Source organism: Thiomonas arsenitoxydans (genome assembly GCF_000253115.1).
GTDB classification, from domain to species: Bacteria; Pseudomonadota; Gammaproteobacteria; order Burkholderiales; family Burkholderiaceae_C; genus Thiomonas; species Thiomonas arsenitoxydans.
On sequence record NC_014145.1, the window covers coordinates 1,661,333 to 1,684,798 of the forward strand.

The 23,466-nt window shown below is 63.7% G+C and carries 22 protein-coding genes and 1 tRNA gene; 15 read left to right on the plus strand and 8 right to left on the minus strand.

Annotation, left to right across the window (positions count from 1 at the left end; genetic code table 11):
* Positions 1–51: 51 nt before the first annotated feature.
* The 10 genes from lpdA to THI_RS07685 all read left to right on the plus strand — a co-directional run bounded on the left by lpdA (position 52) and on the right by THI_RS07685 (position 11,552).
* Positions 52–1,485: a dihydrolipoyl dehydrogenase gene (gene lpdA, locus THI_RS07640; protein WP_013105680.1), complete on the plus strand. Its 1,434-nt coding sequence runs from the start codon at positions 52–54 to the stop codon at positions 1,483–1,485.
* 10 nt (positions 1,486–1,495) lie between these two features.
* A complete protein-coding gene (gene zapE / locus THI_RS07645; protein WP_013105681.1) occupies positions 1,496–2,593 on the plus strand; it encodes a cell division protein ZapE in 1,098 nt (365 codons plus the stop codon).
* Positions 2,590–3,300 (plus strand): hypothetical protein, encoded by a 711-nt coding sequence (locus THI_RS07650; RefSeq protein ID WP_013105682.1) that lies wholly within the window; start codon positions 2,590–2,592, stop codon positions 3,298–3,300. The genes zapE and THI_RS07650 overlap by 4 nt, the downstream gene beginning before the upstream one ends.
* A gap of 66 nt (positions 3,301–3,366) precedes the next feature.
* Complete coding sequence (locus THI_RS07655) at positions 3,367–4,653, plus strand: mechanosensitive ion channel family protein (protein ID WP_013105683.1); 1,287 nt, start codon at positions 3,367–3,369, stop codon at positions 4,651–4,653.
* Between the two features lie 72 nt (positions 4,654–4,725).
* On the plus strand, positions 4,726–6,369 hold the full coding sequence (locus THI_RS07660) for an acyl-CoA synthetase (RefSeq protein WP_013105684.1): 1,644 nt from the start codon (positions 4,726–4,728) through the stop codon (positions 6,367–6,369).
* Between the two features lie 193 nt (positions 6,370–6,562).
* Positions 6,563–7,312 carry an electron transfer flavoprotein subunit beta/FixA family protein gene (locus THI_RS07665; protein ID WP_013105685.1) on the plus strand — a complete coding sequence of 250 codons (750 nt, stop codon included), beginning with the start codon at positions 6,563–6,565 and terminating at the stop codon, positions 7,310–7,312.
* Between the two features lie 51 nt (positions 7,313–7,363).
* Positions 7,364–8,296, plus strand: a complete 933-nt coding sequence (locus THI_RS07670) for an electron transfer flavoprotein subunit alpha/FixB family protein (RefSeq protein WP_013105686.1) — start codon at positions 7,364–7,366, stop codon at positions 8,294–8,296.
* Positions 8,297–8,386: 90 nt separating this feature from the next.
* A complete protein-coding gene (locus THI_RS07675) occupies positions 8,387–10,171 on the plus strand; it encodes an acyl-CoA dehydrogenase (RefSeq protein ID WP_013105687.1) in 1,785 nt (594 codons plus the stop codon).
* A gap of 1 nt (position 10,172) precedes the next feature.
* Positions 10,173–11,132, plus strand: a complete 960-nt coding sequence (locus THI_RS07680; protein WP_013105688.1) for an NAD(P)H-dependent flavin oxidoreductase — start codon at positions 10,173–10,175, stop codon at positions 11,130–11,132.
* A gap of 57 nt (positions 11,133–11,189) precedes the next feature.
* Entirely contained in the window at positions 11,190–11,552 is a 363-nt protein-coding gene (locus THI_RS07685) for an Mpo1-like protein (protein ID WP_013105689.1), read from the plus strand.
* Here the strand turns inward: THI_RS07685 and THI_RS07690 are convergent.
* Positions 11,503–12,762: a YihY family inner membrane protein gene (locus tag THI_RS07690; RefSeq protein ID WP_013105690.1), complete on the minus strand. Its 1,260-nt coding sequence runs from the start codon at positions 12,760–12,762 to the stop codon at positions 11,503–11,505. The two genes, THI_RS07685 and THI_RS07690, sit on opposite strands and share 50 nt — an antisense overlap.
* A gap of 17 nt (positions 12,763–12,779) precedes the next feature.
* Here THI_RS07690 and wrbA point away from each other — a divergent pair, with 17 nt between their 5' ends.
* From wrbA to THI_RS07705, 3 genes are read left to right on the plus strand one after another with little or no spacing between them, the layout of a single operon-like run.
* Positions 12,780–13,376 (plus strand): NAD(P)H:quinone oxidoreductase, encoded by a 597-nt coding sequence (gene wrbA / locus THI_RS07695; protein WP_013105691.1) that lies wholly within the window; start codon positions 12,780–12,782, stop codon positions 13,374–13,376.
* 12 nt (positions 13,377–13,388) lie between these two features.
* Positions 13,389–13,778 carry a DUF2069 domain-containing protein gene (locus THI_RS07700; RefSeq protein ID WP_050986039.1) on the plus strand — a complete coding sequence of 130 codons (390 nt, stop codon included), beginning with the start codon at positions 13,389–13,391 and terminating at the stop codon, positions 13,776–13,778.
* A complete protein-coding gene (locus THI_RS07705; RefSeq protein WP_013105693.1) occupies positions 13,765–15,195 on the plus strand; it encodes an FAD-binding oxidoreductase in 1,431 nt (476 codons plus the stop codon). The genes THI_RS07700 and THI_RS07705 overlap by 14 nt, the downstream gene beginning before the upstream one ends.
* Here THI_RS07705 and THI_RS07710 read toward each other — a convergent pair.
* The 4 genes from THI_RS07710 to dnaQ all read right to left on the minus strand — a co-directional run bounded on the left by THI_RS07710 (position 15,137) and on the right by dnaQ (position 18,011).
* On the minus strand, positions 15,137–16,075 hold the full coding sequence (locus THI_RS07710; protein ID WP_013105694.1) for an ion transporter: 939 nt from the start codon (positions 16,073–16,075) through the stop codon (positions 15,137–15,139). The genes THI_RS07705 and THI_RS07710 overlap by 59 nt on opposite strands.
* Before the next feature lie 215 nt (positions 16,076–16,290).
* Positions 16,291–16,974: a tyrosine-type recombinase/integrase gene (locus tag THI_RS07715; RefSeq protein WP_050985925.1), complete on the minus strand. Its 684-nt coding sequence runs from the start codon at positions 16,972–16,974 to the stop codon at positions 16,291–16,293.
* Between the two features lie 176 nt (positions 16,975–17,150).
* Positions 17,151–17,225: transfer RNA gene (locus THI_RS07720), tRNA-Val, on the minus strand.
* A 66-nt stretch (positions 17,226–17,291) separates the two neighbouring features.
* Entirely contained in the window at positions 17,292–18,011 is a 720-nt protein-coding gene (gene dnaQ / locus THI_RS07725; protein WP_013105695.1) for a DNA polymerase III subunit epsilon, read from the minus strand.
* A gap of 179 nt (positions 18,012–18,190) precedes the next feature.
* Here dnaQ and THI_RS07730 point away from each other — a divergent pair, with 179 nt between their 5' ends.
* Positions 18,191–19,819, plus strand: a complete 1,629-nt coding sequence (locus THI_RS07730) for a peptide chain release factor 3 (RefSeq protein WP_041609200.1) — start codon at positions 18,191–18,193, stop codon at positions 19,817–19,819.
* A 3-nt stretch (positions 19,820–19,822) separates the two neighbouring features.
* Here THI_RS07730 and THI_RS07735 read toward each other — a convergent pair whose 3' ends face one another.
* The 3 genes from THI_RS07735 to ompR form a co-directional block, all read right to left on the minus strand.
* Positions 19,823–20,632, minus strand: a complete 810-nt coding sequence (locus THI_RS07735) for a DUF2189 domain-containing protein (protein WP_013105697.1) — start codon at positions 20,630–20,632, stop codon at positions 19,823–19,825.
* Positions 20,633–20,751: 119 nt separating this feature from the next.
* On the minus strand, positions 20,752–22,098 hold the full coding sequence (locus THI_RS07740) for an ATP-binding protein (protein ID WP_013105698.1): 1,347 nt from the start codon (positions 22,096–22,098) through the stop codon (positions 20,752–20,754).
* A gap of 97 nt (positions 22,099–22,195) precedes the next feature.
* Complete coding sequence (gene ompR, locus THI_RS07745) at positions 22,196–22,924, minus strand: osmolarity response regulator transcription factor OmpR (protein WP_013105699.1); 729 nt, start codon at positions 22,922–22,924, stop codon at positions 22,196–22,198.
* A gap of 175 nt (positions 22,925–23,099) precedes the next feature.
* Here ompR and THI_RS07750 point away from each other — a divergent pair, with 175 nt between their 5' ends.
* On the plus strand, positions 23,100–23,441 hold the full coding sequence (locus THI_RS07750; RefSeq protein ID WP_231836507.1) for a transglutaminase: 342 nt from the start codon (positions 23,100–23,102) through the stop codon (positions 23,439–23,441).
* Positions 23,442–23,466 lie beyond the last annotated feature (25 nt).

Here is a 23,466-nt window from a genome sequence, read left to right on the forward strand (position 1 = left end):
CATCCGCTTATTCGCGTCGACGCGCCGCGTGCGCGCAACCAGGAAACCATCATGTCTTCGGAATTTGATCTCATCGTCATCGGCGCTGGCCCTGGCGGCTATATCGCCGCCATCCGCGCCGCTCAACTGGGCCTGAACGTGGCCTGCATCGACGCCTGGCGAAATGCCCAGGGCGGCCCGGCGCCTGGTGGCACCTGCACCAATATCGGCTGCATTCCCTCCAAGGCGCTGTTGCAGTCGAGCGAGCATTTCGAGCAGGCGGGTCACGATTTCGCCGCGCATGGCATTGGCGTGAGCGGCCTGTCCATCGATGTACCCGTCATGCAGCAGCGCAAGGCCCAAGTGGTCAAGCAGAACAACGAGGGCATTCTCTATCTGTTCAAGAAGAACAAGGTCACGTTTTTCCACGGCACAGCCGCGCTCAAAGGCGGCAACGCCGACGCAGGCTGGCAGGTCGCGGTGACGGGCAAGGACGCCGAGCAGGTGCTGTCGGCCAAGCAGATCATCGTGGCGACCGGCTCGGTGCCGCGCAGTCTGCCCGGTCTGGACTTCGATGAGCAGCGCGTGCTGTCCAACGACGGCGCGCTGTCCATCGACGCTGTGCCCAAGACGCTGGGCGTGATCGGCGCGGGGGTGATCGGGCTGGAGATGGGCAGCGTGTGGCGCCGCCTTGGTGCGCAAGTCACCCTGCTCGAAGCCATGCCCGACTTTCTCGCCGCCGCCGATGCGCAGATCGCCAAAGAGGCGCTCAAGCAGTTCACCAAACAGGGGCTGGCGATCCATCTAGGCGCGAAAATCACGGCGACCAAGGTACTGAAAAACGGGGTGACCGTCGAGTGGACCAACGCCAAAGGCGAAGCACAGACGCTCAAGGTCGAGCGGCTCATCGTCTCCGTCGGTCGCAAGCCGAATACCGACTCGCTCGGTGCACAAACCATCGGCCTGCAACTCGACGAGCGCGGCTTCATTCAGGTGGATGCCGACTGCCGCACCAACCTGCCGGGCATCTGGGCGGTGGGTGATGTGGTGCGTGGCCCCATGCTGGCGCACAAGGCGGAGGAAGAGGGCGTGGCCGTGGCCGAGCGCATCGCCGGGCAGAAACCGCACGTCGATTTCAACACCGTGCCCTGGGTGATTTACACCGCGCCCGAAATCGCCTGGGTCGGACAAACCGAGCAGCAGCTCAAGGTCGCAGGCCGCGCTTACAAGGCGGGAAGTTTTCCCTTCATGGCCAATGGCCGTGCCCGTGCCCTGGGCGACACCACGGGCTTCGTCAAAATGCTGGCCGATGCGCAGACCGATGAAATTCTCGGCGTGCACATCATCGGCCCGATGGCCTCGGAGCTGATCGCCGAGGCCGCCGTGGCGATGGAATTCAAGGCCGCCAGCGAAGACATCGCCCGCATCTGCCACGCTCACCCCACGCTGTCGGAGAGCCTGAAGGAAGCGGCGCTGGGCGTTGCGGGCCGCACGCTGAACTTCTGAACGGCAGCGCATGAACGTCACCGAGTATTTCGAGCAATCCCTGAGTGAGAGAGGCTTTACTGCGGATGCCGCCCAGCGCGCGGGCGTGGCCCGTCTGCAGCAGTGTTACGACGAATGGGTCGAGTACAAGTCGCGCCGGTCGAGCGCCATTCGCCGAGCCCTGGTGCATCCCGAATTGCCACGCGGGGTTTACCTCTACGGCGGCGTGGGGCGGGGCAAGTCCATGCTGATGGATGCGTTTTTTGTCACCGTGCCGCTGCTGCGCAAAACGCGGCTGCATTTCCACGAGTTCATGCACGAGGTGCAGCGCGAAATGGCCGCATTGCAGGGCACGGTCGATCCGCTGACCGAGCTTTCCAAACGCATTGCGCGGCGCTTCAGGCTGATCTGCTTCGACGAGTTTCACATCAGCGATGTGACCGACGCCATGATCCTGCACCGCCTGCTCGACGGGCTGTTCGATCATGGGGTGCAAATGGTTGCCACCTCCAACTTTCATCCCGACGATCTTTATCCTGATGGTCTGCACCGCGACCGCATACTGCCCGCCATCGAACTCATCAAACAAAAAATGGATGTGGTCAAAATCGATGCGGGTGTGGACTATCGCCACAAAGCCCTGCGCGAACTCAACCTCTACATCACCCCGCTGGGAGACGAGGCGCAAGCCCGCATGGAACAGGCCTTCGAGCGCATGGCTTCGAGCACTGAAGAAGACCCGGTGCTGACCATCGAAGGCCGCGAAGTGCAGGCTCTGCAGCGGGCCGGCGGCGTGGTGTGGTTCAGCTTTCACGAACTCTGCGAAACCGCGCGTTCGCAAAACGACTACCTCGAACTCGCCAGCCGCTTTCACACCGTGCTGCTGTCCGACGTGCCGCTGATGACCGAAGACATGGCCAGCGCCGCGCGCCGCTTCACCCTGCTGGTGGACGTGCTGTACGACCGCCGCATCAAACTGATTCTGTCTGCCGCCGTGCCGCCCGAGCAGCTTTATGTGCACGGGCCGCTCGACTATGAATTCACCCGCACCGTTTCGCGCCTGAACGAAATGCAGAGCGCCGAATATTTGCGCGAGGGGCGGCGCCAGGGCGAGGCCACGCTGGTATGAACGTCTTCCAAAAGGTTTTCCCAGTCGGGTGGGTGCTGATGGCTTGCCTGGGTTCGAGCGCAGCCCTGGCGACGACGGCGCAACCCACCCCGGCCCAAGACGCTGCGCAACAAGCCGCCTTGCAGCAGCAGCGCGCGCAGGTGCAGGCGGAGTACGCGGCGCAGCGCGGTGCCTGTCTGCAGCGCTTTTTCGTCAACGACTGCCTCGACGCGGCGCACAAGAAAGAGCGCGCCGCACTGACCCCCATCGACACCGATCTGCAGGCCATTGCATTGCGCGGCCGCCTGCGTGCTGCCGAAGACGAACTCCGCCGGGTGCAGGCGAATATGGCCGCCTCACAGCGCGGGCAGCCCGACCGCGCACAAGCCGAGCAGCAGAGCGCGGCACGCGAAGCCGACCTTGCACAGCGACAGCAGCAGGCCGCCCAACAAGCCGCCCAACGCGCCGCACAAGCCGCTGCAGCGCCGCCGAAGACGCCTGCCACCGCCGCTGCGCCCGTGCCACCGCCTGTGGGGCGCCTGTTTCCGGCCCCTGCGCCGCAAAGCCAAATGAGCCCGGCGCAGCGCGCTGCAGAGATCAAGCAGGCGGAGGCCGACTTCGCCGCCAAGCAAAAGACCTACGCCGAGAAGCAGGCCGAGCAGGCGCGACAGAATGCCGCCAAGCCGTCGGCAGCGCCGTTGCCGGTGCCGCCACCCAGCGCACCATAGAAGAGCACGCGGGTGCGGCGGGCTACCATGCCCGCCTGTTCATTCGGGCCATTCGGGCTTTTGCGCATGTTGATCGAATCTCCTCTTATCGCGGCGTTTACCCACCAATCCCCAGAGCAACTGCGGCTGCAGATCGGCATTCTGCTGGGCGTTGTGGCGCTGGGTGTGCTGTTGGGCACGGCGCTTGAAAAGCAGGTGCGCAAGCTGCCCAACTGGAAGACGGCGTTTCACGCGACCTGGCGCTACGGCCTGGGATTTCCTGCGGTGGCCTTGCTGGCGCTGGTTCTGGTGCGGCATGGCTCGTATCTGCTGCTCAAACTGCCGCTGCTCAAACTGGCGCTGCCGGTGCTGTTGGTGCTGCTGCTGGTGCGTCTGGCAGGCTCGGTCGCAAGGCAACGGTTTTCCAAGGATGGCGGCGTGCACTATCTGGTGCGGGTGGTCAGTATCGGCCTGTGGGTGACGCTGGCCCTGCATCTGGCAGGTGTGCTGCCTGAAATTCACGAAGCGCTCGATGCCCTGTCGATTTCCCTGGGCAGTCAGCGACTTTCCGGCTGGACCTTGCTCAAGGGCGCGGCGTCCATCGCCGTCACGCTGCTGCTGGCGCTGTGGGTCTCGTCGCTGCTGGAATCGCGGCTGATGCGCTCGCCGTTGGACGCCAGCCTGCGTCTGGTGTTCACCCGGCTGCTGCGGTCGGTGGTGCTGCTGGTGGCCATCCTCACCGCCTTGCAGATGGTGGGCATCGATCTCACCGTGCTCAGCGTGTTTGGTGGTGCCTTGGGTGTCGGCCTCGGTCTGGGTTTGCAGAAAATCGCAGCCAACTACGTCTCGGGCTTTGTCATTCTGCTCGAACGCAGTCTGCGCGTGGGCGACAACGTGCGAGTGGAGACTTTTCAGGGCCAGATCATCGACATCAAGACCCGTTACACCCTGGTGCGCAGCGCCGGGGGCACGGACTCCATCGTGCCCAACGAAATGCTGATCGCCAACCGCATCGAAAACCTCTCGTATAACGACCCCAACGTCTGGCTCTCCACCACCGTGGGCGTGTCGTACGACACCGACGTTGAAAAGGCGCTGGTGCTGATCAAAGAGGCGGCGCAGTCCGTGCCGCGCGTCTTGCAAAGCCCCGGCCCGAGCGCGGTACTCGATGCGTTTGGCGAAAGCGCCATCAACATCACCGTGGGCTACTGGATTGCCGACCCGGAACACGGCACACTGGGCGTGCGCGGCCAGGTCAATCTCGCCATCTGGCATGCGCTCAAACAAAACGGGATCGAGATTCCGTTTCCGCAGCGGGTTTTGCAATGGGCGCCGGGCAAGGAGCCAGCCGCGCAGGCTGCAGAGCGCCAATAGCGAGCGCAGGCTCCCACGCAAGGTCTGCGAAAGGCGTCTGCTGCAGCATGTTGTCGAGACAAGGAGACCGATATGCAAGACGCTGACCTCACCCCCAATTGCGCCAACCACGCGCCGCTCACGCCGCTGATCTTTCTGGATCATGCCGCCGACCTTTATCCGCAGCGCTTGGCCGTCCTTCACGGCAGCCTGCAGCGCAACTGGGCGCAGACGCGCGAGCGCTGCCGACGGCTGGCATCGGCCCTGGTGCGACGGGGCCTGCAGCGCGGGGATGTGGTGGCGGTCATGCTGCCCAATGTGCCGACCATGGTGGAAGCGCAGTTCGGCGTGCCCATGGCCGGGCTGGTGCTCAACACCCTCAACACCCGGCTCGACGCCGAGGCGCTGGCCTACATGCTGCTGCACGGCGGCGCCAAGGCCGTGCTGGTCGATCCTGAACTGGCGGCCGTGATGCAGCAGGCCGTGGCGCTCGCGGTGGAGCAGGGTCTGGCGCCGCCGCTGGTGATCGACGTGCCCGATCCGGAGTTCGTGCCCGGCGGCCAAGGCATCGGCGCGCTGAATTATGAGGCGCTGCTCGCAGAAGGTCTGGCGAGCGAGGCGTTGCCCGATGTGGCCGACGAGTGGGATTCGATCTCCTTGAATTACACCTCCGGCACGACCGGCAAACCCAAGGGCGTGGTGTACTCCCATCGCGGCGCGTATGTGAATGCGGTGTCCAATATTCTCGAATGGGACATGCCCAAGCACCCGGTCTATCTGTGGACTCTGCCCATGTTTCATTGCAACGGCTGGTGCTTTCCGTGGACGGTGGCCGCGCGGGCCGGGGTCAACGTCTGTCTGCGCAAGGTCGAGGCGCAGGCCATTTTCGATCGCATCCGAAGCGCGGGTGTAACGCATTACTGCGGCGCCCCGATCGTCCAAAATCTGCTGGTCAATGCGCCCGCCGAGATGAAAGCCGGCATTCACCACGCGGTGCGGGCCATGGTGGCCGGAGCCGCGCCACCCGCGGCACTGATCGAGGGGCTCGAAGCCATGGGCTTCGATCTGACTCACACCTACGGCCTCACCGAGGTGTATGGCCCGGCGACGGTTTGCGCCAAACAGGAGTCCTGGACTGAGCTGCCGCTGCCCGAGCGCGCGCGTTTGAATGCGCGGCAGGGCGTGCGCTATCACCTGCAGAATGCCGCGACCGTGCGGAACTCAGACACCCTGGAAGAAGTGCCGCACGATGGGCAAACCCTGGGCGAAATCATGTTTCGCGGCAACATCATGATGAAAGGCTATCTGGGCAACCCCGAGGCGACCGAGCAGGCTTTTCATGGCGGCTGGTTTCACAGCGGCGACCTCGCGGTGGTCGATCCCGACGGCTACATCAAGATCAAGGATCGCAGCAAGGACGTCATTATTTCGGGCGGGGAAAACATCTCCAGCATCGAAGTCGAAGACGTGCTTTACCGCCATCCCGCTGTGCTGGTGGCCGCCGTGGTGGCCATGCCCGATCCGAAATGGGGCGAGAGTCCCTGCGCGTTTGTCGAACTCAAGCAAGGCCGAGCGGTGACCGAAGAAGAAATCATCGCGTTCTGCAAAGCTCACCTCGCAGGCTTCAAAACGCCGCGCAAAGTGGTGTTTGGCGAGGTGCCCAAAACGTCCACCGGCAAGATCCAGAAATACGCCTTGCGCGCGCAGGCGCATTCCCGCGAAGCGATTGATCTGTAGAAATCCGCTTTGAAAGCGGCCCTTCCTGATGCCGCCAAAGGAAATGAGCCCTTTGCGCGGGGCTTGATTTGCGGCCGCGTCCGTCGTTACACTGCCAAAAACGAACGGTCGTTCTATTATGGGTCCGTCAGTCCGTTCAGGTCAGGGCGCTGCCTATACTGACCCACACAACAAACCCTACTGGAGCAATTGCATGAAAGTGCTGGTCGCGGTCAAGCGCGTGGTGGATTACAACGTCAAGGTGCGGGTCAAGTCGGATGGCAGCGGCATCGATACCGCCGGTGTGAAGATGAGCATGAACCCGTTTGACGAAATCGCCGTGGAAGAAGCGGTGCGGCTCAAGGAAAAGGGCGCGGCAACCGAGATCGTCGCGGTGAGTTGTGGTGTAGCCGCCTGCGGCGAGACCCTGCGCACCGCCATGGCGATCGGCGCCGACCGCGGTGTGCTGGTGGAAAGCGAGGCTGAGTTGCAGCCCCTGGCCGTGGCCAAGCTGCTCAAGGCTGTGGTCGAGAAAGAGGGTGCGCAGTTGGTCATTCTGGGCAAGCAGGCCATCGATGACGATTCCAACCAGACCGGGCAAATGCTGGCTGCTCTGCTGGGCTGGTCGCAGGCTACCTTTGCGTCCAAGGTCGAACTCGACGGCACGCAGGCGAAAGTTACCCGCGAGGTGGATGGCGGACTGGAGACGATCGCGGTCAAGCTGCCCGCCGTCATCACCACCGACCTGCGGCTCAACGAGCCGCGCTACGTCACTCTGCCCAACATCATGAAGGCGAAGAAAAAGCCGATTGATACCCTCAAGCCGGAAGAACTGGGCGTGGATGTGAGCCCGCGACTCAAAACGCTGAAGGTTGCCGAGCCGCCCAAGCGCGGCGCGGGCGTGAAGGTGCCCGATGTCGCCACGCTGGTCGACCGTCTGAAGACCGAGGCCAAGGTCATCTGACCTGCCTTCCCTGAGCGGCTTTCCGCAAGCAACCCATTCGAGGATTTTTCCATGACCGCACTCGTCATTGCCGAACACGACAACCAGGTTCTCAAACCCTCCACCCTCAACACCATTGCCGCCGCGCTGCTGTGCGACCCGCAAGTGCATGTGCTCGTTGCCGGGCAAAACTGCGCAGCGGTTGCCCAGGCTGCCGCGCAGGCTGCTGGCGTGAGCAAGGTGTTGTGCGCCGACGCGCCGCAACTCGCCGCGGGCCTGGCGGAAGCCAGCGCTGCGCAAGTGCTGGCTTTGGCGCCGTCCTACAGCCACATCCTGGCGCCGGCCACGGCCTTCGGCAAAAACATCGCCCCGCGCGTGGCGGCCCTGCTCGATGTGGCGCAGGTTTCCGACATCATTCATGTGCACAGCCCCGATACTTTCGATCGCCCCATCTACGCTGGCAACGCCATTGCCACGGTGCAAAGCAGCGACAAGATCAAGGTCATCACCGTGCGCACCACGGGCTTCGACCCGGTGGCCGCGACCGGCGGCACGGCCGAGGTGAGCAGCGTTGACGCCGTGGCCGATGCCGGGCTGTCCAGCCTGGTCGGGCGCGAAACCACCAAGAGCGAGCGGCCGGAACTCACCGCGGCGAAGATCATCGTCTCCGGCGGGCGCGGCCTGGGCAGCAAGGAAAACTTCGAGGCCGTGATGACCCCGCTGGCCGACAAACTCGGCGCCGCGATGGGCGCCAGCCGCGCGGCGGTCGATGCGGGCTATGCCCCCAACGACTGGCAGGTGGGGCAAACCGGCAAGATCGTCGCGCCGCAACTCTATGTGGCCGTGGGCATATCCGGCGCCATCCAGCATCTGGCCGGTATGAAAGACAGCAAGGTCATCGTCGCCATCAACAAAGACGAAGAAGCGCCGATCTTCGGCGTGGCTGATTACGGTTTGGTGGCCGACTTGTTCACCGCCGTGCCGGAAATGGTCAAGCAGATTTGAGGCTTAAACCCCGCCCGTTCACAACGTGTTGACACCCGACTACGGCCGCGCAGACGGCTGCACCCCCAACATCCCCAGACGGAGACTCGCATGAGCTATATCGCCCCCATCCGCGACATGATGTTCGACCTCGAACATCTCGCAGGCCTGGAGTCCATTTCCAAACTGCCAGGTTTCGAGGACGCGACCCCCGACACGGCGGCCGCAGTGCTGGAGGAATGCGGCAAATTCAACCGCGATGTGATCGCTCCGCTGAACCGCGAGGGCGACCTCCATCCCAGCGCCTGGGCAGACGGCAAGGTGACCACCACCCCGGGGTTCAAGCAGGCGTTCCGGCAATTCGTCGATGGCGGGTGGCAAGGGCTGCAGCATTCGGCTGAATTTGGCGGGCAGGGTTTGCCCAAAAGCATCTCGGCGGCCTGCACCGAAATGCTCAACAGCGCCAACCTCAGTTTCGCGCTGTGCCCGCTCTTGTCAGACGGCGCCATCGAAGCCTTGCTCACTGCGGGTACCGATGCGCAGAAGCAGCGCTACATCCCCAGGCTGATCTCGGGCGAGTGGACTGGCACCATGAACCTCACCGAGCCGCAGGCGGGCTCTGATCTGGCGCTGGTGCGCAGCCGCGCTGAGCCGCAGGGCGACGGAACTTACCGGCTGTTCGGCCAGAAAATTTACATCACTTATGGCGAGCACGACATGGCGGACAACATCGTCCACTTGGTGCTGGCCCGCCTTCCGGATGCGCCGGCGGGGGTCAAGGGCATTTCGCTGTTCATCGTGCTCAAGGTGCTGGAAGACGGGCGGCGCAACGACGTTTGGTGCGCCTCCATCGAGCACAAGCTGGGTATCAAGGCCAGCCCGACGGCGGTGCTGATTTACGGCGACGGCAAGGGCGAGGTGGGAACCGGCGCGATTGGCGAGCTGGTGGGCGAGGCCAATCGCGGGCTGGAATACATGTTCATCATGATGAACGCGGCCCGCTACGCCGTGGGCCTGCAGGGCATTGCCGTAGCCGAGCGGGCTTACCAAAAGGCGGCGGCCTATGCCAAGGATCGAGTGCAGTCGCGCCCGGTGGACGGCAGCGCGGCGCAGTCGGTGAGCATCGTGCATCACCCCGATGTGCGCCGCATGCTCATGACCATGCGCGCGCTCACCGAAGGCTGCCGCGCACTCGCGCTGGTGGCCGCGAGTCTGCACGACGTGGGCCGCGCCCATCCCGATGCCGGGCAGCGCGCTGCGCACGAGGCGGCCTACGAGTTTCTGGTGCCGCTGGTCAAGGGCTACTCGACAGAGATGAGCATCGAGGTGGCGAGCCTGGGCGTGCAGGTGCACGGCGGCATGGGCTTCATCGAAGAGACGGGGGCGGCCCAGTATTACCGCGACGCCCGCATTCTCACCATCTACGAGGGCACCACGGCCATCCAGGCCAATGATCTGGTGGGACGCAAGACGGTGCGCGATGGCGGCGCCCTGGCGCTGCACTTCGCCGCGCGGGTGAGCAAGGTCGAAGAGGCGCTCACGGCCACGGGCGATGCGCAGGCCGTGGCCATGGCCGGCCAGCTGCGGCAAGCCCGCGAGGCGTATGCGCAGGTGGTGGCGTTTGTCGCGGCGCACGGCAAGTCCGACCCCAATACGGTGTTCGCGGGCAGCGTGCCGTATCTGATGCTGGCGGGCAACCTGATGGCCGGTTGGCAGATGGCGCAAAGCTGGCTGGCCACGCGCGACCTTCCGGCGGATGAAGCCGCCTTCGCCCAAGCCAAACGGGCCACCGCTGCGTTTTACTGCGCCCACATCCTGCCGCGCTGCGGCGGTTTGCGCGACGCGGTCTTGAGTGGCGCCGACAGCGTGATGGCCCTGCCGGTGGAGGCGTTCTGAGATGAGTCTGCCCGCCATTCTTTCCAAGCTGCAGCTGCCTGTCATCGGGTCGCCGCTGTTCATCATCTCCAATCCCAAGTTGGTGATTGCGCAATGCACCGCGGGCATCGTCGGTAGTTTTCCCGCGCTGAATGCCCGCCCGGCGTCGCAGCTCGACGAATGGCTGGCCGAAATCACCGAGGCACTGGCTGCGTGGAACGCGGCCCATCCCGACCAGCCCGCTGCGCCGTTCGCGGTCAACCAGATCGTTCACCGCAGCAACGAGCGCCTGGAGCAGGACATGATGCTCTGCGCCAAGTACCGAGTGCCCATCGTCATCACCTCGCTGGGCGCTCGCCCCGAAGTGAATCAGGGCGTACATGGTTGGGGTGGCATCGTGCTGCACGATGTGATCAACCAGACCTTTGCGCACAAAGCGGTGGAGAAGGGCGCAGACGGTCTCATTCTGGTGGCGGCCGGCGCCGGCGGACACGCGGGCACGCAATCGCCTTTTGCGCTGGTGCAGGAAACCCGGCGCTGGTTCGACGGGCCGGTTGTGCTTTCAGGCGCCATTGCCCGTGGCGACTCGGTGCTTGCCGCGCAGGCCATGGGGGCCGATCTGGCCTATATCGGCAGCGCCTTCATCGCCACCGACGAGGCGCGCGCCGCCGAGGGCTACAAGCAGATGATCGTGGACAGCAGCGCGCAAGACATCGTGTACTCCAGCCTGTTCACCGGCGTGCACGGCAACTACCTGCGCGGCTCGATTGCCGCCGCCGGGCTCGATCCCGACCATCTGCCCGAGGGCGATCCGAGCAAGATGGATTTCGCCGCCGCCATCGGCGGAGCCAAAGCCTGGAAAGACATCTGGGGCTGCGGCCAGGGCATAGGCGCCGTGGACCGGGTGCAGCCCGCCGCAGACCTTGTGGCCCAACTGCAGCGGGAATACGAAGCCGCGAAAACTCGGATGTGCGGCCGCTGACGCTCCGACAGCTCGCCTACAGTAGTGTAGTCCGAAGCACGAATCTGGAGACACCCCATGCGTGCACATCATCATCGCCCGCAGGCTCAGCCTGAGGCGCCGTCACCCCCCAACGCCGCGCAACTCGCCGGGGCGCGCACGTTTGCCGAGTTTTATCCGCTGTATCTGGCCGAGCACCGGCTGCCGCTCACCCGCAAGCTGCACTTCGCTGGCTCGACCCTGGCGCTGATCTGCTTGTTTTTTCTCATTTTCACCGCCAACCCATGGTGGCTGCTCGCGGCCGTCATCTGCGGCTACGCTTTTGCCTGGGCGGCTCACTTTTTTGTCGAACACAACCGACCGGCGACGTTCAAGCGCCCGCTGTTCAGTTTCATGGGCGACTGGGCGATGTGGTGGCAGATGCTGACGCATCGGCTGTGACGGGCGGTTCCGATAGCAGTTGGGCCAGATTCCAGTCGCGCTCTTCATCGCTGAGCATGTGGCCGAGCAGCGCCGAGGTGTGAGCAGCGCGCTTTTTATCGAGCAGCAGCGCGTCGATCAATGGCCCAAGGGGCGTGGCCTCGGGGTTGCAGAGCAGCGCCCAGCGCGAGGGGCTGCGGGGCTTGGCGGCGACCTTGCCGATCCAGCCCAGACGTTCCAGCACGGTGAGCAGGTCTTGCAATTGCAGGGGATCGATGCGCAGGCGCTTGGAGAGTTGATCGGCGGGCAGGCCGCAATCGGGCGCCAGGCGCGCGCCGTGGAGCAGCTTGAGCACTTGCACCGCGTTGAGAAACTCGGCGCCCGCATAGCCGTCCAGCCGGATCGCGCGCACACGCAGCGAAGGCAGGTAGGCCGCGATCATGGCGCCGACCAGCACGGCGATCCAGCTGAAGTAGATCCACAACAGCAGCAGGGGCAGGGCCGCGAAGGTGCCGTAGACCGCGGTGTAGGTGGTGACGGTGGAGAAATACCAGGCCAGCGCCCGCCCGCCCAGACTGAAGGCCAGCGCGGCGACGAATCCGCCAATGAGCGCATCGCGCCAACGCACTTCGGTGTTGGGAATGAAGCGGAACAGCGCCGCCAGCGCCACAGCCATGACGGCCCACGAAGCAAAGCTCAGCAATGCGCTGGCCCCGCCGGGCAGGTGGTGCAGCAAGCCGCGGTGTGCGCCAGCGACGAAGCTCATCAGACCGATACTCGCGCCCAGCACCAGTGGGCCGAGGGTGAAACCGGCCCAGTAGAGCAGCACGCGCTGCGCCAGCGAACGGGGCCGCGGGGTGCGCCAGATGGCGTTGAGCGCACGGTCGACGGTCAGCATCATCGAAGTGGCGGTGACGATGAGAAAAACCACGCTGACCACCCCGAGGCTCTTGGCCTTGGCGGCGAAATCGCTGAGGTAGTGATACACCTTATCCGAGATGCCATCGGGCAGCATGGTTTGCGCCAGATGCGCCTGGATCTGTCCCTGCATTCTGTCGAACGCCGGAAACGCGGTGAACACCGCCAGCACCACGGTGAGCAGGGGCACCAGGGAGATGAGGGTGGTGAAGGTGAGACTACCCGCGGTTTGCGCCAGATTGTCCTGAGCAAAGCGCCGGGCCAGGGTGCGCAGGCTGGCGAGCAGGGTGTCGGAGGGGCGTAGGCGGGGCATGGCAATACGATAGCGGCATGAAAGACATCCTGATTCTGTATTACAGCGTACACGGCGGCACCCGCACGCTGGCCGAAAGTATGGCGCAAGGCGTGGCGCAGGTGCCGGGGGCGCTGCCGCGGGTGCGTACCGTGCCGCGGGTCAGCACCGTGGCGGAACAGACTGCACCGTCCATTCCCGACGACGGGCCGCCTTATGTGGAACTGAGCGACCTGCAGGAATGCGCCGCTCTGGCGCTGGGCTCGCCCACTCGGTTTGGCAATATGGCCGCGCCGCTCAAATACTTTCTCGACCAGACCTCAGCGCTATGGCTTTCGGGCGCTCTGGCGGGTAAGCCGGCGGCGGTGTTCACCTCCACCGGCACGCTGCATGGCGGCCAGGAAAGCACCCTGCTGTCGATGATGCTGCCGCTGCTGCACCACGGCATGCTGATCGTCGGCCTGCCCTACACCGAGACGGGGCTGATGACCACCCGCGGCGGCGGCACGCCCTACGGCGCCAGCCATCATGCCGCGCCCGATGCCAGCCTGCCGGTGAGCGAAGAAGAAAAGCGCCTGGCCTTCGCGCTGGGGCAGCGTTTGGCGCGAGTGGCGCTCAAGCTTGCGGCAGACTGAACCGTGCGCATGATGTCGGATTCTTCTCAACCGTTATCGACCGCCTCCTGGCAGCATGTCTGGCACCGGGGTGCGGTGGCCAGCCTGCTGGCGCTCATCCTGCTGTGTGTGGTCTGGGAGCTTTGGGCGGCGCCGCTGCATCCCGGAGGATCGCTGCTGGTGCTCAAGGTGCTGCCCCTTTTGCCCGCCGTGCCCGGCGTGCTGAGGGGCCGGGCGCAGACGTTTCGCTGGCTGAGTCTCCTGTTGTGGTTTTACGCGGCCGAGGGCATCACCCGCGCGCTGACCGACCCCAGCGCCGCCTCGCGCGGGCTGGGGTGGATTGAACTGCTGCTCTCGCTGCTGTTGTTCCTCAGCGTGGCCGGTTTTTTGCGCACCGGAGCGCCGCGCCGTGCTGCCCGCTGAACAGCATCGCTTTCTGGACGCCTTGCGCGCCTTGCTGGGCACGTCGCATGTGCTGCACCTGGCGGAAGACTGTGCACCCTATCTTACCGATTGGCGCAAACGCTATCAGGGACGCGCGCTAGCCGTGGTGCTGCCGGGCGACGCCGCGCAGGTGGCCGGGGTGGTGCAGCTTTGCGCGCTGCATGGCGTGGGGGTGGTGCCGCAGGGCGGCAATACTGGCCTGGTCGGCGGGGCCACGCCAGACGCCAGCGGCGAGCAGATCGTGCTGAGTACCCGGCGACTCAACCGCATTCGCTCCATCGACCCCGCGGGCGGCGTGCTCGTCGCGGAAGCCGGGTGTGTGCTGGCCGCCGTGCAGCAAGCCGCGGCCGAGCACGGTCTGCTGTTCCCGCTGTCTCTGGCCGCTGAGGGCAGTTGCACCATAGGCGGCAATCTTTCGACCAACGCTGGCGGCACGGCGGTCTTGCGCTACGGCAATGCCCGCGAGTTGTGTCTCGGACTGGAAGTCGTCACCGCGCAGGGCGAGGTGCTCGACGCACTCAACCTGCTGCGTAAGAACAATACCGGCTACAGCCTGCGCGATCTATACGTCGGCTCCGAGGGTACGCTGGGCATCATCACCGCGGCGGCGCTCAAGCTCTTTGCGCAACCGGCGGCGCAGATCACCGCGCTGGTGGCCGTGCACGACGTGGCCGCCGCCATTGGCCTGCTCGGCTTAGCAAACGCCCGGCTCGGGTGCAGCCTGACCGGCTTCGAGCTGATGAGCGCGCACAGTCTGCAACTGGTGCAGCAACATTTTCCGCAACTCGCTTTGCCTTTTGAGTTGCCCAGCGCCTGGTGCGTGCTGCTGGAGTCGAGCGAAACCGAGGGCGAGCCGCAGGGCAGGGCGCGTCTGGAGTCTTTGCTGGAGATGGCGCTGAACGATGGTTTGATCGTCAATGCAGCCGTGGCGCAGAGCCTGGCGCAAAGCCAGGCGCTCTGGCATTTGCGTGAATCGATTCCGCTGGCGCAGGCGCAGGAAGGGCTGAACATCAAGCACGATATTGGCGTACCGCTCTCGCGCATGGTTGCCTTTGTCGAGTCCACCGCCGAGTTGGTGACGCAGGCGCTGCCCGGCGCGCGTCTGGTGGTTTTCGGCCATCTGGGCGACGGCAATCTGCACTACAACGTGCAGGCCCCGGTGGGCGCGGATGCGGCACGTTTTCTGGCCGAGCATCAAGCCGTTTGCAACCGCATCGTGCACGATGCCGCGGTGGCTTGCGGCGGAACGTTCTCGGCAGAACACGGAGTCGGCCAGCTCAAGCGGGACGATCTGGCGCGTTACGGCAACCCGGTTGCGCTGGCCCAGATGCGCGCCCTCAAGCAGGCGCTCGATCCGCAGAATCTGATGAATCCGGGGAAGATGTGGCCCGGCTGATACCCGGCAGCGCTTCGCCGCAGCGGCGGCAATAGCGGGCATCTGCAGTGTGCCCGACCAGCCCGCAACGCGAGCACGCCTTGGCGTCTTCCTCTTGCGCCTGGCGGTGTTCTTCGACGCGGCGCTGGTTCCGATACGAGTTGATCAGCTCCGCCGAATAGATGCCCGTCGGCACGGCGATGATGCCGTAGCCCACGATGATGATGCCCGCGGTGATGATCTGTCCCAGCGCCGTCTTCGGCGTGATGTCGCCAAAACCCACCGTGGCCATGGTGACGATGGCCCAGTAGATGCCACGCGGGATGCTGGTGAAGCCGTTTTGCGGTCCCTCGACCAGATACATGATGGAGCCGAAAATAGTGGTCAGCGTCAGCACGCTGAGCACGAACACAAAAATCTTGTTCTTGCTGCGAGACAGCGCATCGAGCATCTGATTCGACGCGCTGGTGTATTCCATCAGCTTGAGAATTCGGAAAATACGCAGCACCCGGAGAGTCCGGATAACCGTCAGATGGCCCGACCCGAGAAAAAGCAACTCCAGATACGCCGGCAAGAAAGACAGCAGATCGATGATGCCGAAAAAGCTGCGCGCATACCGCCACGGGTTCTGCACCACGGACAGCCGAAGCACATACTCCAGCGTGAAGGCGATGGTGAAAATCCACTCTAAAACATAAAACACTCCATGCGCACGAACATGCACGGCCTGCACCGAATCGAGCACGGTGATCAGCACGCTGAGCAGAATGAAGCCGATCAGCACCAGATCGAATAGCTTTTCGTCGCGCTCGTCGTGGTAATACATCACCCGGTACCAGTACGCCCGCCACCCCTCCTTGGAGCGTGGCGCAAGCTGGGTGCTGGACTGTCGGTTTTGCATCAGCGTAGGCGTAAGTAAGGCGCTTCGCGATTCTATGGGGGCGCAACTCGGGGCTTGCGGCCACCGATCAGTGGAGCCTCCGGTTGGGGCTCTTCGCGACTGAGGCACTGCACGACCATCCCGGGCATTGGACGCAAGCGGGCAGTGATGTCCTGCGCGACGGTCCTTCATCCAAATTACAGCACGGCGCTGTCGAGTTCGGCTTGCCTTTCAGGCTACCGAAACATCGGCTGGAACGGTGCGAGCCCGGCGCCTGGCGTAATGAAGATCTTGCGGGCGTGGGCGGCCATGTGCACCGATTTGTAGGCGGGCAGCGCGCCCCGTAGGGCAGCGGTCGGGTCTGTCTCGGCGCGGCCGGTGGCCACGGCGTAGCGAATCACGGTGCCGATGGTCTGCTGGGTGCGGTGGGCAGTGTCGAGCACGCCGCGTGTCTCGATCTTGCGCAGCACGGCCAGGATGTCGGGCGCGGTAATGGACGCAATCGGTTTCTTGCCCAGGAATGGGAAGACCTCACGCTCAAGCCTGCGGATTACGCGGGTTCGGTGGCTTTCCGACCGCGCGGCCAGGTGGCGCTTGGCCCATTCCATCGCGATAGCCTCGAATGAGTCTTCAGCCATCTGCAGCGCGCGGGCCTTGGCGGCCTTGCGGGCCTCGCTGGGGTCGATGCCATCGGCCAGCATGCGCCGTGCATCGTCGCGTTTTTCGCGGGCAGCCTTGAGGCTGACTTCGGGGTACACACCCAATGCCAAAGTTTTCTCAAGCTTCAAGTAGTGATACTTGAAGCGCCAGTATTTCGACCCATTCGGGTGAACCAGTAGATAGAGCCCCTTTTCATCCGTGAGCTTTTGGGCGCGGTCGGTGGCCTTTGCGTTGCGGGCGACGGTATCGGTCAGCGGCATGGGTTCCCTCCATCTAGGCATGTACCCCATGCCTTTCTGATGTACCCCTGCTTTGTACCCCTATCAACTCGCGGATGTCAAAGAACGACACCGAACAGCTACGGAATAAAAAAAGCCGTAAAGCATTGATTTCTGTATGCTTTACGGCTCTCTTTGAACTATGCCGAATAATAAACTGGTGGGCGGTACTGGGATCGAACCAGTGGCTTCCACCGTGTGAAGGTGGCACTCTACCGCTGAGTTAACCGCCCGAATCACCCTTCCGTTCCAGGAAGGACGATCAGCAAAGTCCGCAATTATTGCACAGTTTTTTCGGTTCAACTGTTTTGGCTCGCCTCCGCGCCCGGACGCCAGATGCTCTTGCCTTGGCTTTTTTTGTCGAGCAATTGCAGAAACGCTTCATGCGCGGCTTGCTCGTCGCTGCTGGGGGCGCGAACGAGCAGGGAAAAATGATCGAGTCGGTGCGAAGCCACGCTCATCTGTTGTTGAGGCGTCTCCAGATCGATCACCAGGCTTTCTTGACCTCGCGTGAGACTGAGATAGACCTCGGCGAGCAATTCGGCGTCTAGCAGCGCGCCGTGCAGGGTGCGGTGTGCGTTGTCGATGCCGAAGCGCTTGCACAGCGCGTCGAGGTTGTTGAACTTTCCGGGGAACTGCAGCTTGGCCATCGCCAGCGTATCGGTGACCAGCGGGACGTGTTGCTTGAAGGCGGGACGGTTGAGTCGCTCGAGTTCGGCGTCGAGGAAGGCGCAATCGAAGGGGGCGTTGTGAATGATGATTTCGGCATCGCGCACAAACTCGAGCAGGTCGTCGGCGATCTGGGCGAAGCGCGGCTTGTCGGAGAGAAATTCTTCGGTGAGTCCGTGGACTTTGAGGGCGTCGGGGTGGCTGGCGCGGTCCGGGTTGAGGTAGGCGTGGTAGTGCTTTCCCGTCAGCCTGCGGTTGAACAGTTCGACTCCGGCAACTTCGATGATGCGGTCGCCGCTGGCGGGATTGAGGCCGGTGGTCTCGGTGTCGAGGACGATTTGGCGTGTCATGCGGGGTGGGTCTCAGGCAAAATAGCGGGATTTCTGCGCCGCTTTTTATTTGGCGGCCACTTTGCGCGTAGCGGCGGGCTGCAAGGCCTCAGGTCTATGAAATTCAAATTCTTTTCCCGCTACGCAGCCCAAAGCCTACCCCAGATGCAAGCCGTCGCGAGATGCGACCCGGCCAGACCATGAGCACGAACGAATCCGAACTGAACCGCGAGCAGATCCGCAGGCGACGCACTTTCGCCATCATCTCTCACCCCGACGCGGGCAAGACCACACTGACCGAAAAGCTGCTGTTGTTCTCCGGCGCGATTCAGATTGCGGGCAGCGTGAAGGCGCGCAAGGCCAGTCGCCACGCCACTTCGGACTGGATGGAGATCGAGAAGCAGCGGGGCATTTCGGTGGCCTCGTCGGTCATGCAGATGGAGTGGCGCGATTGCGTGATCAACCTGCTGGATACGCCGGGTCACCAAGACTTTTCTGAAGATACCTACCGCGTGCTGACCGCAGTGGACGCGGCCTTGATGGTGATCGACGCGGCCAACGGCGTCGAAGAGCAGACGCTGCGTCTGCTCGAAGTCTGCCGGGCGCGCAACACGCCGATTCTCACCTTTGTGAACAAGATGGACCGCGAGGTTCGCCAGCCGCTCGACTTGATGGACGAGATCGAGCGCAATCTGGGCATGGCCGTGGTGCCGTTTACCTGGCCAGTGGGTATGGGGCGCGAATTTCACGGCGTTTATGACCTGCGCCTGGACCGCATGCGGGTGTTCCGGCCTGGCGAGGAGCGGGTGCGCGACGACGACCAAATGCTGACCGGGCTCGACAATCCCGAGTCGGCGCGCCGCTTTGGCCAGCCCTACGAACAGGCGCAGGGCGAAATCGGCTTGCTGCGCGAAGCAGCGCCGGCTTTTGATGCGGCGGAGTTTCTCGCAGGGCGTCAATCGCCGCTGTTTTTCGGCTCGGCGATCAACAACTTCGGCGTGCAGGAGGTGCTCGATGCGCTGGTGGAACTCGCGCCGTCTCCATTGCCGCGCGCGGCGACTACGCGGGTGGTGCAGCCGGACGAAAGCGCGTTTACCGGCGTGGTGTTCAAGATCCAGGCCAATATGGACCCGGCTCACCGTGACCGCATTGCGTTCGTTCGCATTGTCTCGGGCCATTTCGAACGCGGCATGAAAATTCGGGTGGGGCGCACGGGCAAAGACATTCGGCCGGGCAGCGTCGTCACCTTCATGTCGCAGCGGCGCGAGTTGCTGGACGAAGCGTTTGCCGGCGATATCGTCGGCATTCCCAATCACGGCACGCTGCATCTGGGTGATAGCCTGAGCGAGGGGGAAGAACTGCAGTTCACCGGGCTGCCGTTCTTCGCGCCCGAGATGTTTCGTGCGGTCGAAATTGCCGACCCGATGCGCAGCAAACAACTGCGCACCGGGCTGCAGCAACTGGGCGAGGAGGGCGCGATTCAGGTCTTTCGCCCGTCCACCGCCGGCAGCCTACTGCTGGGGGCCGTGGGAACACTGCAGTTCGAAGTGGTGCAGCACCGGCTCAGGTCGGAGTATGGCGTGGAGGCGCGCATGGAAAGCAGCAAATACCGCATGGCGCGCTGGTTCACTTGCGACGATCCGCAGGCGCTCAAGCGGTTCATCGAAACCAATGCCCACCGCATCGCCTACGACGTGGTCGATGCGCCGGCGGTCTTGCTTACTCATGCCAGCGAATTGCGGGTGATGCAGGAACTGGCGCCCAAAATCCAGTTCCATACCCTGCGTGAGCATGCCGGCCAGGTGTTCAAGACCTCGCTGCAGACTTGACGATCAGGCTGTGGCGGGTTGTTGCAGACTGGGGCAGACGACGCCCCGGTAGGCGTGCCAGCTGGCATGGCCAATGACGGGCAGCACAATGATCCAACCCAGGCCAAAGGGCAGCATGGCCAGCAGGCTGATGCTGCCGATCAACGCCGCCCAGCAGAACATCGCCACCGGATGCTCCAGGCAGACGCGCAGGCTCGTCAGCGCCGCGGTGATGGCGTCCACGGGCCGGTCGAGCATCATGGGGATAGACACCACGCTGATGGCGAACACCAGCCCGCCAAACAGCAGAGCGACCCCCAGATAAACCAGGACGAATGTGACGTTGGCAGGGTCGAGCAAGAGCCGCAACACGCCGCCGGTTTCGGGCATGCCCGCATCGAAAAACAGGGCGAACACCACCAGCGCGGTGCGCCCCCACAGCAACTCGATGACCAGCAGCAGCCCGGCGAAAATGGCCACGCTGCCCCGGTGAGGCCACCAGCAGCGGATACAGAAGTTCAGCCGAGCCTTGAGATTAATCTCGCAGCGGCGGCTGGCTTCCATCAAGCCCATGGCCAGGGCGGGGCCGACCAGCAGCAGGCCAGCCGCCAGCATCAGGGTGTATTCGGGCGAACTCGCCAGCGTCCAGGCGAGCAGCCAGCCCAGCGCAGTGAAAATGAGCCCGTAGCTCAGACCGACAACCGGGCAGCGGGTAAAGTCACGCCAACCGGCGGCCAACCAGCGAAAAGGCGTATTCCATTGCAGACTGCACACGCTCACACGGGTGCGGGTTTCCGCGGCTAGCGGGTGATGCTGCGCTTCTTCTGGCGTCATATCCCTGTTCTCCTCCATGTTGGGGGCAGCCGACTTAGGGCAGCCCATCCAACTCAGAGGCTAAGCTGCGACAAACCGCCGCACAACCCGGGATACCCCGTGGTGTCTATCGTGATGTCTCAGCTGGTATGGGCGCTGGCTTGCGGCAACCAGATCTGAATCTGCAAACCGCCAGGCTGAGCATTGCTGAGCTCAAGCCGCCCGCCCATGGCGGTGATGGTTTTTTCCACGATGGAAAGACCCAGGCCCGTGCCCTTGGCCGAGGTTCTGGCCGCGTCGCCGCGAAAGAACGGACGGGTGAGCTGGGCGAGGTGATCGGCCGGGACGCCCGGGCCGTGGTCGCGCACAGTGAGTTGCACATGGTCGATGCCCGGCTGCAGGCTGATGTCGAGATCGGTGTGCACTTCACCCGGCGTCAAGGCGTAGCGCTTGGCGTTTTCCACCAGATTGACCACAACGCGTTGCAGCTCCAGGGTGTTGGCGCGTACCGGCGGAACCGGCGGAGTCTGCAGATGCAGCACCACGGTCTCGTCTTTCTGATAACGATCGCGCACAAAGTCGATCAAGGCATTGAGATCCACCGTCTCGATCTTCGGCGTGGTGCTGCGCGCATATTCAAGAAATTTGCTGATGATGCGGTCGGCCTGCTCGATGTCTTCGATGATGTGTTCGCGCGCCTGCTCGTCGGGCACGCTCATCTCGGCTTCCAGCCGTAACCGGGCCAGCGGCGTGCGGATGTCGTGCGAAATGCCGGCGAGCATCAGCGCGCGCTCCTCTTCGACTTCCTGAAGGCTGCGCGCCATGCGGTTGAAACCTCGGTTGACTTCGCGAATTTCGCGCATGCCCGACAGCTCGTCGAGCATCTGCGAGTAATTGCCGGCGCCTACGCGGGCCGTGGCCAGGCGCAGATCGCGCAGCGGCTTGTTGACAAAGCTGGCGATGACCGCCGCACCAATGAGCGCCAGCAGGGTGGCGATGACCCCCCAGCTTGCCCAGGTCTCACTCAGCGAGGGATCGATCCGGGAGCGGTCGAGCAGCAACCAGTAGGGGTCGCCTTCGAGCACGAAGCCGATCCACAAGCCAGGGCGGTCGTTCACGACGTCAGCAAAATCGAGATGTTCGTTCAACCGCGTGTCCACCGCGACTTCAAGCCGCCGGGTGAATTCGGAATGATTCATCGGCGTCCACTGATCGCCCGGACTGCGCGGGTAGATGTAGATGCCTTCTTTTTTCGCCAGATCTTCGAGCAGCGAAACCCGGTATTGCGGGTCGGAGTGAATCAGCGCCAGCCGCGTGAGATCGATCAGGCTGGTGATTTGTCGCGAGGTCTGCTCGACCTGGGGGCCGAGTTCGAGCAGGCGAAAGCTCTGGAACCAAGTCGCCAGGCTGGCGCTGACCAGCAGGACGATGAGCAGAAAAGTGCGCCAGTACAGGCGGCCGAACAGCGCGCTGATCCAGCGCGTCATACGGGAAAATGGACTGAGAGAGAAAGCCGCAGAGCCGCCGACCGAGACCGCGCCACGCCCCGGCGTCTGGTCGGGCGGGGTAGGGACTTCGTCAGGATCAGCCTTCGGCGTTGTCGGGGACGAAGACATAGCCCACGCCCCATACGGTCTGGATGTAGCGCGGATGCGCTGCGTCGGTTTCGATGATTTTGCGCAGACGGGAAATGGCGACGTCAAGGCTGCGGTCGAAGGCCTCGTAGTCGCGTCCGCGGGCCAACTCGGCCAGGCGGTCGCGCGACAGCGGTTGGCGGGGGTGGCGTACCAGCGCCTTGAGCATGGCGAATTCACCGGTGGTCAGGCTGATGACTTCGCCGTTTTTGCTGAGTTCGCGCCGGGCCAGATCGAGGCTGAAGGGGCCGAACACCACGGTTTCGTCTTCGCGCGAGGGCGCGCCGGGCAGTTCCGGCGAAGGCTGGCGACGCAGCACTGCGCTGATGCGGGCGAGGAGTTCTCGGGGGTTGAAGGGCTTGGGCAGGTAATCGTCAGCGCCGACCTCCAGGCCGATGATGCGATCCACATCTTCGCCCTTGGCCGTCAGCATGATGATCGGGGTCTGGTCTTTGGAGGCGCGCAGACGCTTGCAGATGGATAGGCCGTCTTCACCGGGAAGCATCAGATCAAGCACGATCAGGTCGAAGCGCTCCTTCACCATGATGCGCGACATCGCCTTGGAATCTTCGGCTACGAACACTTCATAGCCTTCTTGGGAAAGATAGCGACGCAGCAGGTCGCGGATGCGCGCGTCGTCATCGACGACCATCAGCTTCTTCGGTTTTTCGTGGTCCATAGAGGCGTCATTCCTGAATGAAAACAAGGCAAAAACAAGGCAAACTAGGCTGCCGACCTTCCTTGCAGCGATGTGTCAGCTTAAGGCTTGTTACAGAGTTTACTGCGAGAGCAAGGTGATTCGGGTCGATTCGATTCGATAATTTCATTTGCAAACTTTGGATACGCCCTTGCCTGTGATCTTGCGTCCATCCTGGCGTCGATTACGCCTGATTTCCCTGATCGGCGCCTGCCTTGTCGGCACGGTGGCTCAGGCGGGGGCGTCTGCGGCGTTGATGCCGCAGCGGCTGCGCCAGATTGCCGGGCCGGTGGAGGCCAACCTGGCCGAAGGAGCGGGCGGCAAGGTGGCGGATGGCCGACTGGCTACTTCGCAGTTTCTCAGCCCAGCTGCCTCCACCCCCGTCAAGCCGCATGTGTTGACCTTGCATGACCGGGAAATTCTGCGGCAGCAGATTCAGGGCGCGACACAGGGCATGAATGCGCGGGCGCCCTCCGCCACGCACAAATCGCATCACTGATCTCTCTGAGTCGGTCGGTGATCGG

What these genes read in the sequence shown, in the direction of transcription:
- lpdA (WP_013105680.1), top strand. Translation starts at nt 52, where the DNA reads ATGTCTTCGGAATTTGATCTCATCGTCATCGGCGCTGGCCCTGGCGGC.
- zapE (WP_013105681.1), top strand. Translation starts at nt 1,496, where the DNA reads ATGAACGTCACCGAGTATTTCGAGCAATCCCTGAGTGAGAGAGGCTTT.
- THI_RS07650 (WP_013105682.1), top strand. Translation starts at nt 2,590, where the DNA reads ATGAACGTCTTCCAAAAGGTTTTCCCAGTCGGGTGGGTGCTGATGGCT.
- THI_RS07655 (WP_013105683.1), top strand. Translation starts at nt 3,367, where the DNA reads ATGTTGATCGAATCTCCTCTTATCGCGGCGTTTACCCACCAATCCCCA.
- THI_RS07660 (WP_013105684.1), top strand. Translation starts at nt 4,726, where the DNA reads ATGCAAGACGCTGACCTCACCCCCAATTGCGCCAACCACGCGCCGCTC.
- THI_RS07665 (WP_013105685.1), top strand. Translation starts at nt 6,563, where the DNA reads ATGAAAGTGCTGGTCGCGGTCAAGCGCGTGGTGGATTACAACGTCAAG.
- THI_RS07670 (WP_013105686.1), top strand. Translation starts at nt 7,364, where the DNA reads ATGACCGCACTCGTCATTGCCGAACACGACAACCAGGTTCTCAAACCC.
- THI_RS07675 (WP_013105687.1), top strand. Translation starts at nt 8,387, where the DNA reads ATGAGCTATATCGCCCCCATCCGCGACATGATGTTCGACCTCGAACAT.
- THI_RS07680 (WP_013105688.1), top strand. Translation starts at nt 10,173, where the DNA reads ATGAGTCTGCCCGCCATTCTTTCCAAGCTGCAGCTGCCTGTCATCGGG.
- THI_RS07685 (WP_013105689.1), top strand. Translation starts at nt 11,190, where the DNA reads ATGCGTGCACATCATCATCGCCCGCAGGCTCAGCCTGAGGCGCCGTCA.
- THI_RS07690 (WP_013105690.1), bottom strand. Translation starts at nt 12,762, where the DNA reads ATGCCCCGCCTACGCCCCTCCGACACCCTGCTCGCCAGCCTGCGCACC.
- wrbA (WP_013105691.1), top strand. Translation starts at nt 12,780, where the DNA reads ATGAAAGACATCCTGATTCTGTATTACAGCGTACACGGCGGCACCCGC.
- THI_RS07700 (WP_050986039.1), top strand. Translation starts at nt 13,389, where the DNA reads ATGTCGGATTCTTCTCAACCGTTATCGACCGCCTCCTGGCAGCATGTC.
- THI_RS07710 (WP_013105694.1), bottom strand. Translation starts at nt 16,075, where the DNA reads ATGCAAAACCGACAGTCCAGCACCCAGCTTGCGCCACGCTCCAAGGAG.
- THI_RS07715 (WP_050985925.1), bottom strand. Translation starts at nt 16,974, where the DNA reads ATGCCGCTGACCGATACCGTCGCCCGCAACGCAAAGGCCACCGACCGC.
- dnaQ (WP_013105695.1), bottom strand. Translation starts at nt 18,011, where the DNA reads ATGACACGCCAAATCGTCCTCGACACCGAGACCACCGGCCTCAATCCC.
- THI_RS07730 (WP_041609200.1), top strand. Translation starts at nt 18,191, where the DNA reads ATGAGCACGAACGAATCCGAACTGAACCGCGAGCAGATCCGCAGGCGA.
- THI_RS07735 (WP_013105697.1), bottom strand. Translation starts at nt 20,632, where the DNA reads ATGACGCCAGAAGAAGCGCAGCATCACCCGCTAGCCGCGGAAACCCGC.
- THI_RS07740 (WP_013105698.1), bottom strand. Translation starts at nt 22,098, where the DNA reads ATGACGCGCTGGATCAGCGCGCTGTTCGGCCGCCTGTACTGGCGCACT.
- ompR (WP_013105699.1), bottom strand. Translation starts at nt 22,924, where the DNA reads ATGGACCACGAAAAACCGAAGAAGCTGATGGTCGTCGATGACGACGCG.